The organism is Mycobacterium vicinigordonae, from assembly GCF_013466425.1.
GTDB classification, from domain to species: domain Bacteria; phylum Actinomycetota; class Actinomycetes; order Mycobacteriales; family Mycobacteriaceae; genus Mycobacterium; species Mycobacterium vicinigordonae.
Genome location: NZ_CP059165.1, coordinates 377,401 through 393,724, shown reverse-complemented (window position 1 = coordinate 393,724; position 16,324 = coordinate 377,401). Strand labels below are relative to the sequence as shown.

The following is a 16,324-nucleotide window of genomic DNA, read 5'->3' as shown; positions in this document are numbered from 1 at the left end:
AGCGCGCCTCAGGCCGTGGACGTCCAAAGCCCGCCGGCAACCATCTGCCGCAACGTCCCGAGGATGTTCTCGACCTCCTGATAGCTGCCAACGAAGCCCGCGTAGAACCCCACTCCACACAGCACCAGCAGCAGCGACTCGCTAACCGCAGTGACGTCGACGCCGGGCGCGAGCTCCCCGCTCGCGACCGCCTCTGAGACCGCCCAACACAAAAATTCTCGAGTGGTGCGCACGGCGTCGTTGTCGGCGTTGCTCAGCTCGGGATGCCGCTGCGACTCCAGCACGGCGGTGGCCATGAACGCGGCGGTGCGAGGATGCTGTGCGTCCGCCTCCATCGCGACGGTGATGAACGAGGCAAGCCGGCCGATCAGAGTCGACTCTCCGCGAGCGCGTTCAATTCCGGCGCTGACTACCAGTTCGAGGGTGCGGTCGGCCACTTCGGTGTACAACACCCGTTTGCTGGCGAAGTAGTGGTTGATCGCCGGCCGGGTCAGATCGGCATGCATCGCAATGGCCTGGAACGTCGCACCCTCGTAGCCACGTTCGCTGAACACCTGACGCGCGGCATTCACAATGCGCTTACGCGTCTCGTCAGCTTTTGCGGCGGGGGGTCGCCCAGGCCCGCGACTTGCCGTTTGTGGCATTCCTAGAGTGTGCCATCGCCACGGTGCGGCATTAGAGCGTTCGGGGGGATACTGCCGAATTTGCCCGCCTGATAGTCCTCGAGCGCCTCGATCACCTCGGCCTTGGAGTTCATTACGAACGGTCCGTAGTGGAAGACCGGCTCGCGGATCGGCTGCCCTCCCAGGATCAACACGTCCAAGGGGGTTCGCCGCCCCGCTCTCGCCGACACGGTGATCCGGTCGCCCGGCCCGAGGACGGCTAGTTGTCCTTGCTTGATCGGGTGTCCGACGGGGCCGACCGCACCTTCCCCGGACAGCACGTAGACCAAGGCGTTGAAGTCCCGGCGCCACGGGATATTCAAGCGGGCACCGCTTTCTACTGTCGCGTGGGCCATCGTGATCGGGGTGTGAGTGACGCCAGGACCGGCGTTGTCGTCGATCTCCCCCGCGATGATGCGGATGAGGGCGCCGCCGTCCTCGGACGCTAGCAGCTCGGTGTCAGTGCCTTCGATGGCCTGGTAGCGCGGCGGGGCGAACTTGTCTCGCTTCGGCAGGTTCACCCAGAGCTGGATGCCGTGGAACACGCCGCCGCTGTGCACCATCTCGGCTGGCGGGGTTTCGATGTGCAATACGCCCGACCCGGCGGTCATCCACTGGGTTGCGCCGTTGGCGATGAGCCCACCGCCGCCGTGCGAGTCCTGGTGGGCGAAGGTCCCGTCGATCATGTACGTCACCGTCTCGAAGCCGCGGTGCGGATGCCAGTCGGTGCCTCGTGGCTCGCCCGGTTCGTAGTCCACCTCACCCATCTGATCCATGTGCACGAACGGGTCTAGTGCGGCGGCGCTGACCCCGGCGAAGGCCCGGACCACCGGGAATCCCAACCCCTCGTAGCCGCGGGGACCTGTCGTGACCGACTGGACCGGCCGCTCGGTGTCTGCTGGTCCGGCCGGGGCCACCCGGGGCAGGGTCAATGTGTCCGCGGTTATAGCCGGCATTGTTACCTCCTGATTTTTCGAAGTTGTCCCATATAACCGGACCACAGTCCGTTTATTCCTCGGGCGGGCACACGGGGCTGCGCACTTTCATGGCGCTGTTAACCTGCCGACCATGTCGGACCCTCAGGATGAGGCACCTCCCGAATCCGCTGGCGGACGGTTCGGCGCCTCGATCCAAAAGGCGAGCTATCTGCCCAAATGGCTGTTGCTGGGTACCACGATCGGCGTCATTTCCGGTCTGGCCGCGGTCGTCTTCTACCAAGCGCTGAAATACACCGGGGCGTTCCTGCTCGGCTACCTGGCCGACTACGACGTTCCCACCCCCCGTGGTGAAGGCGGCAGCCACGGGTCGGCGCGGTTTGCCCGCGCTTGGGCCATACCGCTGGTGACGACGGGCGGGGCCCTGCTGTCCGCGCTAATCGTCGCCAGATTCGCCCCGGAGGCCACCGGGCACGGCACCGACGAGGCCATTGAGGCGGTGCACATCAACCCGCGGGCTATCCGGGGCCGGGCAGTGCTGGTGAAGATGATCGCCAGTGCTCTGACCATCGGTTCGGGAGGCTCAGCCGGACGGGAGGGGCCCACCGCGCAGATTTCCGCCGGCTTCGCCTCGCTGCTGACCCGACGACTGAATCTGTCCGACGACGACGGCCGCGTCGCCGTGGCACTCGGTATCGGCGCGGGTATCGGCGCCATCTTCGCCGCGCCCCTCGGCGGGGCAGTACTCGCCGGATCGATCATCTATCGCGACGACTTCGACAACCGCACGCTGCTGCCCGGGTTCATCGCATCCGGAACGGCCTACGCGGTGCTCGGCGCCTTTTTGGGCTTCGATCCGCTCTTCGGCTACATCGACGCCGAGTACCGCTTCGAGCGTGCCTGGCCACTGCTGTGGTTCGTGGTGATCGGAGTGGTCGCGGCAGCTGTCGGCTACCTGTACGCGCGCGCATTCCACGCCGCAGTGGCGCTGGTGCGCCGGCTGCCGGGCGGACCCGTGGTGAAACCCACGGTGGGAGGCCTGCTGGTCGGGTTGCTGGGCCTGGCAGTGCCGCAGATTCTGGGCAGCGGCTACGGCTGGGCGCAGCTGGCCGCCGACCGTTCTTCGCTGCTGGCCATCCCGCTCTGGATCATCCTTTTATTGCCGGTCGCCAAGATCGTCGCGACCTGCCTGTCCATCGGAAGCGGCGGTTCCGGCGGCTTGTTCGGGCCCGGCATCGTGATCGGAGCCTTTCTCGGCGCGGCAGTGTGGCGCATCGGCGAATTGGCCCGACTCCCTGGGGTTCCCGAACAGCCGGGGATCTTCGTCGTGGTCGGCATGATGGCGTGTTTCGGCAGCGTCGCGCGCGCCCCGCTGGCGATCATGATCATGGTTGCGGAAATGACGGGCTCGTTCTCCGTGGTGCCCGGAGCAATCCTTGCGGTGGGAATAGCCTCACTATTGATCTCACGCACTAACGTCACCATTTACGAGGCGCAACGCTTGAATCGTGAAGTCGCCGTGGCGGAACGCAAGCGCAGATCAAACGAGTAGTGAAATGACGCGTCGAGGGTGCGTCATCCCGCCTTGCGACGTGCCGACTTCGCGGCCGCCTTTTCCGTGGTCACTCCCGCGTGGTCCAGCTTTCCGCCGGAACTCTCCAGGTGCGCACGAACGAACCACTGGAACTTTTCCAGGTGGCCGGCCTGCCCGATCAAGAGGTCCTGAGTGACCTGGTCGAGTTCGTCGGTCTCGTTGATGGCCTTGCGAATGTCCTCGATCACCCCGTTGTAGACCAAGTCCAGTGCAGCCAGGTGGGCTTGGACGGTGTCGCGATCCACCGAGTAGTCGTCCCAATCGCGGTCCTCGAGGATCGCGCTTGGCGTCCCTTTCGGTGAAGCACCCAGTGCCGCAATGCGTTCGGCTACATCGTCGGCGAACTTGCGTACCGCGTCCACCTGCGGGTCGATCATCTCGTGTACGCCGATGAAGTTGGGACCCACCACATTCCAGTGAATGTGCTTGAGCGTCAAGTGCAAATCGTTGTAGGTACTCAGCTGGCGCTGCAGTATCTCGGCAAGGCGCGCGCCCTGCTTGTCGGTCAGTCCCGGAATCGTGAACTGCGTCATCGGTTTCCCCTTGAAAGTCGCTTGTCGTCCTCCAAGGCGGGTACCCGAAGGCCGCAGCGCTAACCACTCACATCCGGTTGATGTGCTGTACCGGCAGCCGCGGACCGCGCCGCGGTTCGTAGGCCAGACCACTGGCTTCGAGCACCCGCACCACCCGATGTCGGTGCGGACGCATCGGTTCGAGCAATTCGACCATTTCCGCGTCGTCGATCGGGTATCCGAGCAACGTCCAACCGATCATCTTCGAGATATGATAGTCGCCGACGGACAATGCGTCGGCGTCGCCGAAGGCCCGTTGCGCCGTCTCGGCCGCCGTCCATACTCCGACACCCGGCAGCGACGTCAGCGCCATGCGCGCCCGAGCTGGCGGCATCGAGGCCAACCGTTCCAGGGATGACGCCCGCCGCGCACAGCCCACCACCGTCTGTGCCCGCCCGGGATCGACGTTGGCGAGATGGAACTCCCAGGACGGAATGCGCCGCCACCCCGCGGCCGACGGCGGCACCCGCATCCCATCCGGCGCCGGGCCGGGTGCGGTTGTGCCGTATTTGGTGACCAACACCCGCCAGGAGCGGAAGGCATCTGCGCCCGGCACGCGCTGCTCGATGACGGCCGGGATCAGCGCTTCGAGCACCTGCCCGGTGCGGCCCAGTCGCAAGGACGGCACCTTGCGGCGCGCCGCGGCAACCGTCGGGTGCTGCGGCGCAAAATCTGACGCGTCGTCGTGTGCGCCCAGCATTGCGGGCAACAAGTCGACGAATTCGGCCGCTCCGTCTCCCCACGCTTGGCAGTGGGCGCTGTCGGGGGAGACCCTGCTGATGCGCGCCGAGACGGGCCCGGACGGCAGCAGGCTGGTGCGCCAGATTGTGCTGTCAACGAGCGCGCGGAAGCAGGGGTCACCCCGGCCGCGTCGCAGCGGCGCCAGCGTGTGCCCAAAGCCGCCGGCGCCGGGGAACGTGACGGTACGTGCGATCACCGCTCTGAGTCTCCCTTGTTCGACACCGCCGTTATGTTCGACACCGCCGTTATGTTTCGACATCGCCGTTCTGTTCGACACCACCGTTTTGTTCGACACCGCCGTCAATTGACCGCCAACCATCCCCCGTTACAGGATGACGTGGTGATGACGCCGTGACGACGCCTTTCGACGACCCGCAGGCCGAGCTGGCATGGATGTTCCTGCAGAGCCTGTGTGAGGGCGGGGACCTCGATGAAGGGTTCGCGCTGCTCAGCGACGACTTCACCTATTGGAGCATCGTCGGACGCACGACGATGGACAAGGATGCGATGCGCCGCGCTAACAACCGTCGTAAACAGCTGTTCGAGGTCAACATCGAACTGCTGCGCTGCGTCAACGAGGGCGAGACCGTGGTGATCGAGGGCCAGGTCGAGGGAGTCGGGTCCATCGGCGACGAGTACGAGAGCCCCTTCGTCTGCATCTTCGACACCAAGGACGGCGTGATCACCTCGCTGCGCGAATACAGCGACACTCAGTCCTTCGCGCGGATGTTTCCCTAACCGACCGTGATCTCGGCCTTGTTCGGGTAGAAGGCAACGTGCCCGGCGATCGCCGCGACCGCCGGATAGGGCTGCTCGTAGGTCCAGATCGCGTCCGGCACGGTCTCACCGGCGCTGGTAGTGACGCTGTAATAGCTGGCCTCACCCTTGAAGGGGCAGTAACTGGTGGTCTCGGTGCGCACGATCCGGTCCCGCGCCACATCGGCCAGCGGAATGTATTGCACCAGGGGCAAGGTGGCCTCCTGCAGTCCGAGCGCGGCGGTGGTATCGGCGATCAGTTCGCCGTTGACGCGGACCTGAACCCGGTCTGCGGTCGGCTCGATGGTGATCGGGTGTCCGGCACTGGGCTCCTTGATTTCCGGGTGGCTCATGATCGACCTCTTTTCATCAGAACGCGCATTTTCGTCAGAACGCGTAGCGGTGGTACTGCGCCATGTTCCGCATCGCCGGGACAATGGCCATCGCCCGGCCGATCCAGCGCACCACTGGCGACACTTGGTGGAACGTATCGCTGTCGAAGACTGATTCCCAGGCCAGTAGGCGGGTCCCCGGAACCGCGCCCAGGATGTCTGACGGCCCGTCGATCGCCCAGTGCAGTGTCGAACCGGAGCGCCGGACCACCGAATTGATGACCTGGGTGCGGATTCCGAGCGTGTTGAAGGCGTCGAACTGAAGCTCGCCCGACTGGAAGCGGTCGACGACGCGGCGCAGCAACGCAAGCCCGTCGTCCTCGGTCAGGTACATGGTCAGACCTTCGCCGAGGAACAGGGTGGGGCGGTCGGCCGGTACCTCGGACAGCCAGCTCGGGTCGGTGACCGAGGCCGCCACCATCCGGTAGTCGTCGCGCGCCGGGTAAACCTGCTCGCGCAGCGCGATCACGTCGGGATAGTCGATGTCGTACCACCGCACGCCGGGTCCGGGGTCCAGCCGATATACGCGGGCGTCCAGACCGCAGCCGACGTGCAGCACCGTGGCCTGCTCGTGCGCGTCCAGGAATTGGCGCGTCCAGTTGTCGAAATGGGCGGTGCGAACGGCTACCGACGGAGCTCGCCGCGGGGTGATCGAGGTCGCGGCCCAGTCGTAATCAATCTGTGCGACAGCGGATTTCGCGAACTCGTCGTGCAGGATCGAATTCGGCGCGTCGGCGTCGAGGGCCTTCGCGTACAGCGTCGCCAGCATCGTCTGGGGTGGTCCGTCGAGATCGACATGAACTCGTTCCATTGTCGCGAGCTTATTCCAATCGGCTCGCTTCGCCAGTCTTGCTGGTGTTGCCGGCCGTGCGCATGGCCGCCCAGAAGCGCGCGGCCTCGCGAATCGACTCCTCCACCGGGCGCGGCTGCCAACCCAGCTCCCGGACTGCCTTGCCGGAGTCGACGTCGGCTTCGGCACGCATCATCCGCACCGACTCCAGGCTGAGCTCGGCGTCGTTGCCGGTGAGCTTGGCCCGCAGGCTGCCCAGCGCACCCAGGGCGTAGAGCACGGGAACCGGGATGGCCCGGCGCGGCGGCGGCACCCCAGCCTCGTCCGCCGCGATGCGCACCACGTCGCTCAACGGGATCATTCGTTCGGAGATCAGGTACTTTTCGCCGTTTCGACCGTGTTCGGCGGCCAGGATCATGGCCCGCGCCGCGTCGTCGACGCCCACGACTTCGAGCTGGATGCCGCGCATCAGGAACGGCAGCTTGCCGAAGACTGCGCCGGCAATGAACGCGCCGTGCGGGGTTCTGCCCCAGTCACCGGCGCCGTAGGTCGTGGAGACGCACATCGCCACGGCAGGCAAGCCGTGGTCGGCGACGTAGCGCAGCAACAGGTCCTCGGCCTGCACCCGAGACTGGACGTAGGGGCTCACCCGGCGCTGCGGCGGGATCCGGTCTTTCTCGGTCGCCACGTGCCCGTGCCGACGGTCGACCGTCGCATAGCTGCTGGTGAAGATAAATCGATGCAGCCCAGCGTCTTTGGCGACATTCAGGACGTTGCGCAACCCCTCGACGTTGGTGCGGAACAGCGGCGCCGGGTCCTGCAGCCACGCCCGGGTGTCGACCACGCAGTAATACACGTCGTCGACGCCATCCATGGCTTCGCGCACGATCGCGGTGTCGAAGACGTCGCCGTGGAAGCGGGTCACGTTCACGTCGTCGATGGATCGGGTATTGGCCGTGGGACGCACCATCGCGCGCACCTGGTGGCCGTCCTGCACGAGCAGGCGCGTGACGTGCGAACCCAAGAATCCGTTGGCGCCGATGACCAGCTTCGGTTTGCCGCTCACCGGCCGCCGCCGTTGCGCTTCATCCAGGCGGCGGCCTCGGCGTCGAGGTTGCCGCACTCCTGGGCCTTCTCGCACCACTTGAGTCCGGCCTGCAGGAAGCGCAGCGGGTTGTAGATGTCTTCCTGCCGGCGCCAAAGGCCGTCACCGGCGTAGGTGATGATCGAGATGTTGGTCGCGGTGATCACGCTGCCGTCACCGGGGTCTCGCATCGGGTTGTCGAGTTCCATGATCACCCGCCCGGTGGGCTCGTCGATCACCGACCACAGCGATGGGAATTCCACCATGTAGCTGCCGGGGAAGGTCGACATCGTCCGCTCGATCCAGGTGCGGACCTCGTCGCGCCCGTGCATGGTGCCCATCGCGTGCTCGATGTACAGGACGTCGGGCGTGTAGTGCTGCACCCAGGCGTCCCAGTCGTGCGTTTCGGCGGCGCGGGCAACGGTCTGTTCGAATTTCTCGAAGGCTGCCGCCAGTTCACTCTTGGAGAATTTCGGGCTGCTCACGCCAAAACTAGAACATGTTCTACCAATGTTTGTCGAGGGGCCGCGATTCCGGATAATCGGGAGGGCCCGGGTGAAACTGATTTGACGTGAAAGCAGGGACGCGACATGACGAACACACAACGCGCAGTTCTCGCCGGAGGCTGCTTTTGGGGCATGCAGGACCTGATCCGCAAGCAGCCCGGCGTGGTGTCCACGCGCGTCGGCTACAGCGGCGGCGACGTGCCCAATGCGACGTACCGCAACCATGGCACACATGCCGAGGCCGTCGAGATCATCTTCGACCCGAGCGTCACCGACTTCCGCGCTCTACTGGAGTTCTTCTTCCAGATCCACGACCCGACCACCAAGGACAGGCAGGGCAACGACCGCGGGCCCAGCTACCGGTCGGCGATCTTCTACACCGGCGAGGAGCAGAAGCGGATCGCGCTGGACACCATCGCCGACGTCGACGCCTCGGGGCTGTGGCCGGGCAAGGTGGTCACCGAGGTCAGCCCGGTTGGGGATTTCTGGGAGGCCGAACCCGAACACCAGGACTACCTGCTGCGCTATCCACACGGCTACACCTGCCATTTCGTGCGGCCCGGCTGGAAACTGCCGCGCCGGGCCGACGCCAGCCGGTAGGGGTTTTGCCGCTCCCCGGAAGGCTGCAGCCAGTACTTACGGGCGTGGTGTGGGCACCCAACGGGCTGGAGCACCGGCATGGCCGTGGGTGCAGAGGATCAAACCTTGAGAGCGTTCCATGCCGCCGTACCTAGGACCGGCGCTGCATCGTAGATGTCGAACTCCGCCGCCCGTGCGAGCCATAGCCTGGCATATTCGACGCTGGGTCCCATCCAGAGCGCTTGGCACAACCGGGGCGGTAGGAATTTAATGCGGCGCCTCTCCACGTGCGGCTGCAGCCAAGCGTTGGCCTCGCTATAGAACTGTTCGTTCAGGGCGGAGGTCGCCGGCCGAGACTCCTCGATTACCTCGTACTCTCGGCAATGAAACAGATAGCGCGCGCGCATCTCGTTTGAGGCGACCCACTCTAGGTGAGTGCGCACAGACCCTTCGATCCCGCCGCGCGCGCTCGAGTTGCCCTGCAGGGCAGCAAGATAGGCGTCGAAGTAGTCGCGGAGTGTGGCGATGTATAGCTCGGCGGCGACGCCTTCTTTACTCCCAAAAAAGTGGTAGATGCTGCCCACGCTGGCCCCAGATTCACGGTGCAGAGCCTCGATGGTGGTACCCGCCACCCCGTTCTTAAGAAAGATCGTCAGCGCTGCATCGAGGATCGCACGCCGGCGCGGAGCGCCGGTCTTCGCGGCGGTGGGCATCACCGAACAATACTGGAATCGCCCATTGACTAGAATATTATTCTAGCCTAATGTTCGCCTGACGGGCTGCTAGCACACGGTGGATCCATGATCGGAAGGGCTGTGGCGAATGAGCACGAGCACCGACGACCGTACGAGTAGTCAAGCGCGCCGGGCGAATCCGATCGACGTGGCGATGGGCGTCGCCTGCGTCGTCTGGGTCGTGATGACCATGCGTTCGGGGATATTGACCGGTGGCGCGGGCTTGCCTGTCATCCCGCAGACGATCACGTCACTGGCGCTCGTGGTGGCGGTGTTCGGTCACAGCGTCATCTTTTTCATGTTCGGGTTCATCTCGCTATTGGCCTTGTATCGCTTCGCGGCGCTCATGATGGAGCAGAACCGATCCAGCGCGGCGCTCACGGCATCGTCGCAGAGTCGTTGGCTGCAATGAGCTCCTCGCTCGCGCAGCTCCGCTCGCAGGGCTACGTCGTGCTTCACGACGTACTGAGCGCCCGAGAAGTCGAACTCATTCGCGACGAGATGGCACCGTTACTGGCATCGGCGCCTTTCGGCCGCAACGACTTCGAGGGTCTACGGTCCCAACGCGTCTATGCGGTACTCGCCAAGGCACCGTCCACTGCCGTTCTAGCAACACATCCCGACCTGGCGGCGTTGCTGGACCAACTTCTTCATCCGGCGTACCTGCTCTCGGCGCACATCGTGATAAATGTGCATCCGGGCGAGACCGCGCAAGCGCTTCATCCAGACGACGGGCATTGCGCCTTGCCCCGCCCGCGCCAACACCTCGGCGTGTCTGCTGTGTGGGCGCTCGATGACTTCACGGCTACGAACGGTGCCACCGAAATCCTGCCGGGCAGCCATCTATGGGGAGGCGAGGCTCCGGATGAGTTCGACTCGCGGATCCGCAAGATCGAAATGAGCGCAGGCTCAGCGGTGGTGTTTCTGGGCACCACTTACCATCGTGGCGGTGCCAACGTCAGCGACACGACTCGGTTGGGGATCACGACGCAATTCTGCGAACCGTGGATAAGACCCATCGAGACGATGACACTGGCCGTGCCTCCTGCCGTCGCCGCCCAGTACCCGACCCGCGTGCAGGCACTGCTCGGTTACGGGCTTTACCCACCCTTCATCGGCTATGTCGACGGGCGCGATCCACGCCGTCTCGTTGAGGCAACGGCCACCCAGCTGGCCACGAAATCTGCCGCAGGCCATGGCCAGTCAGCCGGCCACGATGCGGGATAGCGCGTAGCGGAGGACCGCCAAAGGCGAGCATCGCCACTGCCGTACGACCACCAGCCGTTCACCGCCTTGGCTTCCTCGATCGCACCGAATGACCTGCCGACACTCTCGGAGATGATCCGGGTGAGCAACGTGGCTCGGTCCTGCGCTATTTCATCTTTCACCACAGCGCCGCCGGTGCACGACGACACGGCCACCCTTCCTTGGCACGAATGCCACTCCACGATTGCGGGAGCGCTCGCCCGGCGCATCGGTAGTCTCAAACGTGAACTCGCGCAATACCGTTCGCAATACCACGTCCATCTCCATGTTGGCGAAGGCCGCGCCCACACAGCGGCGGGTGCCACCGCCAAACGGTATCCACGCGAATGACGAAGGCTTGGACTCGACAAAGCGCTGCGGGTCGAAGCGCTGCGGGTCGGGAAACGCCGCTGGGTTCTGATGGATCTGCGAGATGCACGTCATGATCGAATACCCTTGCGGGATAGTCCATTCACCGAGCCGATACGCCGGTATGTTGACATTTCGGGCCGCAAAGTCGATCACGTTGCTTACCCGCTGGACTTCCCAGATGGTCGCCTGACGCAGCTCGCTACCGCCCTCGTCGGCCTCCGCGACCAGCGCCGCCAATACTTCGGGGTGCCGGGTCAGCCGCTCGAACGCCCACGCCAACGTCGACGCGGTGGTTTCGTGACCAGCGGCCAGTAGGGTAAGTAGCTCGTCCCCGATGTCCTTGCGGGACATGACCATACCGTCGTCGTAGGTGCTGCGCAGCATCAGAGCCAGCACATCGGTACGGTCGGCGAAGTTCGGGTCGGTGCGTTCGGCGGCGATCAACTTGTCGATGACGGCGTCGTACTGCTTGCGCCACTGGGCCATCCGGCCCCACGGACTGAAGCGACCGTAGCTGCGTTTGGTCTGCGGCATCAGCGCCATCTTCGAGCCCAGGGTGACCCAAGGCGGGATGATGCGGCGTAGCTCGTCGAGTTCGGCTCCGTCGGCCCCGAAGATCGCCCGCAGGATCGCGTTGAGGGTGATGCGGTTCATCGAGGGCAGCGTCTCGAACAACTGGCCCTGCGACCAGTTGGCCGTCTCGCGCAGCGTCTCCTCTTCGATAATGGCTTCGTATTTCTTCATCGCCTTACCGTGGAACGGCGGCGCCAGCAGTCGGCGGCGACGACGGTGATCGTCACGATCGAGCGCGAAGACCGAACCCGAGCCGAACAGGCGGCTCAGGTTGGGCTGGATGTTGCCCAGCTCGTCGGGGCTAGTGGTGAACACCTGCTTGGCCAGCTGCGGGTCACCGACCACCACCACGTTTGCGAACACCGGAATCCGCACCATAAAGACCGGGCCGTGGCGCCGCGTCATGCGATCGATGAACCAGCGGCGGGGGAAAGTAAACCCTATGCCCTGCAACAGCTTCGGGCCCCGCACTGCTGGCGGCAACCGGACGTCGTCCACGCGTGGGGCGGTTGTCACATCGCTTACAGCTTCGGTGCTCATTGGTGTCTGCGCTCCAAATCTGCCCGAGTCCAGCGGTGGTACCACGGCGTACCACAGGGCTTTCCAGGTACGGTACTCTGTGGTACCAGGCCTGACAAGGGAAGGGACTCACCGGTGACCGTCGCGGCTGGCAATGTTGACCTGGCCGAGGAAACCGTGCCCGAACCGTTTCGTCTTCGCCTGCTCGATGGTCTGGCCGCCTCAATCGGTGAGCGCGGATATCGTGCCACCACCGTGGCCGACATCGTCCGCCACGCCCGCACTTCCAAGCGCACCTTCTACGACCAGTTCCCCAGCAAGGAACAGTGCTTCCTGGAGCTGCTGCAAGTCGAGATCACCGTCCTGGCCCAGGACATTCGGGCCGCCGTCGATCCCGAGGCAGACTGGCACCAGCAGATTCGCCAAGCGGTGGAGGGCTACGTCGGCCACATCGAGTCCCGGCCCGCCATCACCCTGAGCTGGATTCGCGAATTCACCTACCTCGGCGAGGTCGCCCGGCCGGTGCAGCGCCACGGATTGGAAGTGCTCACCAATCTCCTTGTCGATCTCAGCGGTAGCCCGGGTTTCCAGCGCGCGGACCTGCCACCGCTGACCCAACCGCTGGCGGTGATCCTGGTCGGCGGTCTGCGCGAACTCGTCGCCCTCGCGGTCGAGGACGGCAGGCCGCCCCGCGAAGTCGTCGAGCCGGCCGTCGACGCCTCGATTGCGTTGCTGGGCCCCCGACATTGAGGCCACCGCGGGTTAGGCTCGTTCAGTCCCGATCATCGACACCGGAGGGCCTCGACGATGCGCCTGTCCACTCGTAACCAGCTCAAGGGAATCATCGCCGAGGTCGATCTCGGCAGCGTGATGGCGATCGTCAAGGTCCGTCTCGACGGTGGCGATCAGATCGTCACGTCCTCGGTCACCAGGGACGCGGCGGTCGAACTCGGCCTGCAAGTCGGGCAGCCCGCGACCGTGTTCATCAAGTCCACCGAAGTGACGATCGGCGTCGAGTGACTATGGCGTCCACCATGCGCGCCGAGCGCTTCTACGCTGACACTAAAAGTGTTGTGCTGGAAGATGTTCCGATACCACGACCCGGACCTGGCGAAGTCCTGGTCAAGGTCGCGTTCTGCGGCATCTGCCACTCGGACCTGAGCCTGATCAACGGAACCTTCCCCGCCCAGGCGCCCGTGGTCACCCAGGGGCACGAAGCCTCCGGAACCATCGCCGAACTCGGCCCCGACGTGACCGGCTGGGCCGTGGGTGACCGGGTGGTGGTGGCCGCCGGCCGACCCTGCCAGCACTGCCCCAACTGCCGTCGCGGCGATGTCGTCAACTGTCTGCGGCTTCAGTTGATGGCCTTCGCTTATGACGGTGCCTGGGCCGAATACACCCTTGCCCAGGCGGCAGGCCTGACCCGCGTCCCGGACAACGTGCCGCTGGAACAGGCCGCAATTCTGGCCGACGCGGTGTCCACACCGTTCGGCGCAGTCGTGCGCACCGGCAAGGTCGCCGTCGGGGAGTCGGTTGGGGTGTGGGGGGTCGGTGGTGTGGGAACCCACATCGTCCAACTCGCGAAACTTGTTGGCGCCGTGCCGGTGATCGCCCTGGACGTCAACCCTGCGGTGTTGGAGCGGGCACTGCAGCTCGGTGCGGATTACGCGTTCGACACTCGCGACGACGCACTGCGCGACAAGCTCGCAGAGGTCACCGGCGGCCGGTTGCTCGATGTGGCGTTCGATGCCGTCGGTCTCAAGGTGACGTTCGAGCAGGCGCTTAATTCTCTGACCAGCGGCGGCCGGCTTGTCGGCGTCGGGATGAGCGCCGAGTCCCCAACAGTAGGCCCTACCGCCATGTTTGGGTTGAGCCGCAAGCAGGTGCTTGGCCATCTCGGCTATCAGAACGTCGACATCGAGACCCTCGCGGAGCTGGTGTCGTACGGGCGCCTTGATATTTCACGTTCGATCAGCGAAATCGTCCCGCTGCAAGACATCCGCGCCGGCATCGAGAAGCTGGAGCGCCAAGAGGGTAACCCGATCCGGATCCTGGTCCAGCCCTAGCGTCGTGATCGCAAGCGCGGCCGAAGGCCGAGCGCAGCGGGTCACGACCATCAGCCGGCGTCGTGATCGCAAGCGCGGCCGAAGGCCGAGCGCAGCGGGTCACGACCATCGGCCGGACCTAGAGAAGCAGGAACGCGCGCACCCGATCGAGCACCAGATCCGGCCGCTGGTGCACGATCCAGTGCCCGACTCCGTCAACCCGCTCGGCCTCGAAATCGCTTATGTGGTCGGCATATACGTCGGCCATCTCCGGACGGATCACCGGATCCCGGGTACCGGTGAGCCAACGCACCGGCACCTCGACGCGGACGTCGTCGTACTCGCCGCGCGCCCAGCGCACCATCTCCTTGGTCTGGAACGAGCGATACCACCGCGATCCGGCCTCGGCATGGCCCGGCTGGCGCATCCGGTCGATGTAGAGCCGAATGTCTTCGTCGGCGAGTTTGAATCCCCCGCCGACCCACGAACCCAGGGCTCGGGCGAACCGGGCCTTCGGATCGCCAAGCAATCGGGGACCGATCACCGGCAGCGAGATCGGGATCTGGTACCAGAATCGCCACAGGTTGCGCAGCGATGCGAGGTCGTTCTTCACAAACGGCGCCGCGGTGTTCATGCCGAAGAAGCCCGTCACCTTCTCCGGGTGGCGCAGCATCATGATGAACGCGACCGGCCCGCCCCAGTCGTGGGCGACGAGCTTGACCTTCGCGACGCCCAGCGAGTCCAGTACGCGGGCGAGGTCGTCGGCCATCTCGTCCTTGGTGTAGCTCGACGGCGGCGCCGAACTCCACCCCGAGCCTCGCAGGTCGGGACACAGCACCCGATAGCCGTCGGCGGCCAAGGGTCCGATCAGCTTGTGCCATTCCCACCAGTTCTCCGGGAAGCCATGCACCAGCATCACCGCCGGCCCGTCGACCGGGCCCGCCGCGGCGACGTGGATGGTGACGTCGCCTAGTTCCACATATCGGTGTTCGACGCCGTCCATTGCGGGCATAGCGATCATGGCTTCAAACGCTAGTCCTCAGGTCAGGAAGCGTTCGACGTAGGGCGCGAAGCGCTCCCGCAACTCGCCTTCGTCCAACCCGAACATTTCGCAGGAGGTCTCGACGCTGCCCAACCGGCCCCGCTCGTGGCCAGCCAGGTAGGCGCCGACGGCGCTGCGGACCTCGTCGGTGTACGGCTCGTCGGCAAGTGCGTAAATCCGCTTAGCGACGCCCAGTTCTTCGGCCATGAAGTCGTCGAACCGGACGTCGATCGAGCGGTCGTGCCCCAGGGTGTCGCGGTCACGGACCAGCGCGGCGAGCATCCGGTCGAGGCGATCGATCCAGTATTCGGCGATCTGTCGCACCGGCACAGGCGAACGGTGCATGCGCGCCGAGTAGGTGATCATCGCGATCATCGACAGCGCCACCGGTACCGGGTCACGGTGGGTGAAAACGACAATGCTGTCGCCGAATACGCGATCGAGCACCGGCACCTGTTCGAGATGCTGCGGGGACTTGAGCAGCCAACGCCGTCCGCCGCGCAGGAACTGCATCGCCTTGAGCTGACTTGCCAGGTACTCGTAATGCGGTGTCTGATCGTGAGTTTGGTAGTAGTCGCGCCAGCGGGGTACATGGCCGAGCGTCTCGAACAACATCGTGGAGAAGTCGTTGGCCAACAGCTGAATCTCTTCGTGGACGTGGTCGGTGGTCATTTCGTGCATCAGCGCGAAATGCGGCATCAACAGGTTGATTACGCTGACGGCGACGTCCATACGGGCGCGCCGCGGATCCGGCGCATCAGCGTCTGCGCCGGCTTCAGTGGGAAGGGGGAACGGCTCGTTGCTCTCCCAGTACGGCATGGTGCGAAAGGTGGGAGGCGCGGCAAGCAGGTTATGCAGGTGGGTCGTGCCGGTGCGGGGCAGGCCCGCAATCACCACGGGCGAATGCAGTTCGAGGTCGTCTATCTCGGGGTGCCGGCTCTTCAGGTCGGTCAGTAGCAGCCGGTTCTTGAGCAGTTGTAGCAGCTGTCCGTGGAAGTTGACCACCCCGGCGTCGTGCATGCCGTCGATCTCGTGGAGCGCGGCGAGGTAGACATCGAGGCGTTCGCGGTAATCGGTCGGCCCGAAGTCGGACAACCCGGTATCCGCGGTGGCTCTGGCGTGCAGAGCGGCAGAATCAAGCGGACAGTCCGGGGCCATCGTGGCCATCATGTCCAGGATCGGC

Annotated in this window: 19 protein-coding genes and 1 pseudogene; 8 read left to right on the top strand and 12 right to left on the bottom strand. The window is 65.0% G+C overall.

The features are described from left to right. Nucleotides 1–8: 8 nt before the first annotated feature. Both H0P51_RS01875 and H0P51_RS01870 read right to left on the bottom strand, forming a co-directional pair. Entirely contained in the window at nt 9–644 is a 636-nt protein-coding gene (locus H0P51_RS01875; RefSeq protein WP_180916383.1) for a TetR/AcrR family transcriptional regulator, read from the bottom strand. 2 nt (nt 645–646) lie between these two features. Beyond that, the gene (locus tag H0P51_RS01870; RefSeq protein WP_180916382.1) at nt 647–1,618 is read right to left on the bottom strand and encodes a pirin family protein; all 972 of its coding nucleotides are present in this window, start codon (nt 1,616–1,618) and stop codon (nt 647–649) included. Nucleotides 1,619–1,730: 112 nt separating this feature from the next. Here H0P51_RS01870 and H0P51_RS01865 point away from each other — a divergent pair, with 112 nt between their 5' ends. After that, nucleotides 1,731–3,149, top strand: coding sequence for a chloride channel protein (locus H0P51_RS01865; protein WP_180916381.1), 1,419 nt, complete (start codon nt 1,731–1,733; stop codon nt 3,147–3,149). Between the two features lie 23 nt (nt 3,150–3,172). Here H0P51_RS01865 and dps read toward each other — a convergent pair whose 3' ends face one another. Next, nucleotides 3,173–3,724 (bottom strand): DNA starvation/stationary phase protection protein Dps, encoded by a 552-nt coding sequence (dps, locus tag H0P51_RS01860; protein WP_180916380.1) that lies wholly within the window; start codon nt 3,722–3,724, stop codon nt 3,173–3,175. 67 nt (nt 3,725–3,791) lie between these two features. Next, nucleotides 3,792–4,700 carry a DNA-3-methyladenine glycosylase family protein gene (locus H0P51_RS01855; RefSeq protein ID WP_180916379.1) on the bottom strand — a complete coding sequence of 303 codons (909 nt, stop codon included), beginning with the start codon at nt 4,698–4,700 and terminating at the stop codon, nt 3,792–3,794. A gap of 197 nt (nt 4,701–4,897) precedes the next feature. Between H0P51_RS01855 and H0P51_RS01850 the strand changes: the two genes are divergently transcribed. After that, nucleotides 4,898–5,242 (top strand): nuclear transport factor 2 family protein, encoded by a 345-nt coding sequence (locus H0P51_RS01850; protein WP_180918673.1) that lies wholly within the window; start codon nt 4,898–4,900, stop codon nt 5,240–5,242. On the opposite strand, the gene H0P51_RS01845 is transcribed toward H0P51_RS01850, so the two are convergent. The 4 genes from H0P51_RS01845 to H0P51_RS01830 are packed head-to-tail and all read right to left on the bottom strand — an operon-like array spanning nt 5,239 to nt 8,011. Then, nucleotides 5,239–5,613: a DUF427 domain-containing protein gene (locus H0P51_RS01845; RefSeq protein WP_180916378.1), complete on the bottom strand. Its 375-nt coding sequence runs from the start codon at nt 5,611–5,613 to the stop codon at nt 5,239–5,241. The genes H0P51_RS01850 and H0P51_RS01845 overlap by 4 nt on opposite strands. Nucleotides 5,614–5,647: 34 nt before the next feature. Continuing rightward, entirely contained in the window at nt 5,648–6,463 is an 816-nt protein-coding gene (locus tag H0P51_RS01840; protein WP_180916377.1) for a class I SAM-dependent methyltransferase, read from the bottom strand. 10 nt (nt 6,464–6,473) lie between these two features. Next, the gene (locus H0P51_RS01835) at nt 6,474–7,508 is read right to left on the bottom strand and encodes an NAD-dependent epimerase/dehydratase family protein (RefSeq protein WP_180916376.1); all 1,035 of its coding nucleotides are present in this window, start codon (nt 7,506–7,508) and stop codon (nt 6,474–6,476) included. Continuing rightward, nucleotides 7,505–8,011 carry a nuclear transport factor 2 family protein gene (locus H0P51_RS01830; RefSeq protein ID WP_180916375.1) on the bottom strand — a complete coding sequence of 169 codons (507 nt, stop codon included), beginning with the start codon at nt 8,009–8,011 and terminating at the stop codon, nt 7,505–7,507. The genes H0P51_RS01835 and H0P51_RS01830 overlap by 4 nt, the downstream gene beginning before the upstream one ends. Before the next feature lie 105 nt (nt 8,012–8,116). On the opposite strand from H0P51_RS01830, the gene msrA reads away from it, so the two are divergent. Next, nucleotides 8,117–8,632, top strand: a complete 516-nt coding sequence (msrA, locus tag H0P51_RS01825; protein ID WP_180916374.1) for a peptide-methionine (S)-S-oxide reductase MsrA — start codon at nt 8,117–8,119, stop codon at nt 8,630–8,632. 98 nt (nt 8,633–8,730) lie between these two features. On the opposite strand, the gene H0P51_RS01820 is transcribed toward msrA, so the two are convergent. Beyond that, nucleotides 8,731–9,324, bottom strand: a complete 594-nt coding sequence (locus H0P51_RS01820; RefSeq protein ID WP_180916373.1) for a TetR/AcrR family transcriptional regulator — start codon at nt 9,322–9,324, stop codon at nt 8,731–8,733. A gap of 109 nt (nt 9,325–9,433) precedes the next feature. Between H0P51_RS01820 and H0P51_RS01815 the strand changes: the two are divergent. Both H0P51_RS01815 and H0P51_RS01810 read left to right on the top strand, forming a co-directional pair. Beyond that, nucleotides 9,434–9,628 (top strand): annotated as a pseudogene (locus tag H0P51_RS01815) (hypothetical protein); the annotation flags it as partial. A gap of 125 nt (nt 9,629–9,753) precedes the next feature. Further along, nucleotides 9,754–10,572: a phytanoyl-CoA dioxygenase family protein gene (locus H0P51_RS01810; RefSeq protein ID WP_180916372.1), complete on the top strand. Its 819-nt coding sequence runs from the start codon at nt 9,754–9,756 to the stop codon at nt 10,570–10,572. A 150-nt stretch (nt 10,573–10,722) separates the two neighbouring features. Here H0P51_RS01810 and H0P51_RS01805 read toward each other — a convergent pair whose 3' ends face one another. After that, the gene (locus tag H0P51_RS01805; protein WP_180916371.1) at nt 10,723–12,075 is read right to left on the bottom strand and encodes a cytochrome P450; all 1,353 of its coding nucleotides are present in this window, start codon (nt 12,073–12,075) and stop codon (nt 10,723–10,725) included. 114 nt (nt 12,076–12,189) lie between these two features. Between H0P51_RS01805 and H0P51_RS01800 the strand changes: the two genes are divergently transcribed. From H0P51_RS01800 to H0P51_RS01790, 3 genes are read left to right on the top strand one after another with little or no spacing between them, the layout of a single operon-like run. After that, nucleotides 12,190–12,804, top strand: coding sequence for a TetR/AcrR family transcriptional regulator (locus H0P51_RS01800; RefSeq protein WP_180916370.1), 615 nt, complete (start codon nt 12,190–12,192; stop codon nt 12,802–12,804). Nucleotides 12,805–12,861: 57 nt separating this feature from the next. Continuing rightward, nucleotides 12,862–13,074, top strand: coding sequence for a TOBE domain-containing protein (locus tag H0P51_RS01795; RefSeq protein ID WP_180916369.1), 213 nt, complete (start codon nt 12,862–12,864; stop codon nt 13,072–13,074). A gap of 2 nt (nt 13,075–13,076) precedes the next feature. Further along, nucleotides 13,077–14,120: a zinc-binding dehydrogenase gene (locus H0P51_RS01790; RefSeq protein WP_180916368.1), complete on the top strand. Its 1,044-nt coding sequence runs from the start codon at nt 13,077–13,079 to the stop codon at nt 14,118–14,120. A 118-nt stretch (nt 14,121–14,238) separates the two neighbouring features. Here H0P51_RS01790 and H0P51_RS01785 read toward each other — a convergent pair whose 3' ends face one another. Together H0P51_RS01785 and H0P51_RS01780 are read right to left on the bottom strand one after the other, a co-directional pair. Beyond that, nucleotides 14,239–15,120 (bottom strand): alpha/beta fold hydrolase, encoded by an 882-nt coding sequence (locus H0P51_RS01785; protein WP_180916367.1) that lies wholly within the window; start codon nt 15,118–15,120, stop codon nt 14,239–14,241. Nucleotides 15,121–15,138: 18 nt separating this feature from the next. Further along, the gene (locus H0P51_RS01780; protein WP_180918672.1) at nt 15,139–16,311 is read right to left on the bottom strand and encodes a sulfotransferase family protein; all 1,173 of its coding nucleotides are present in this window, start codon (nt 16,309–16,311) and stop codon (nt 15,139–15,141) included. Nucleotides 16,312–16,324 lie beyond the last annotated feature (13 nt).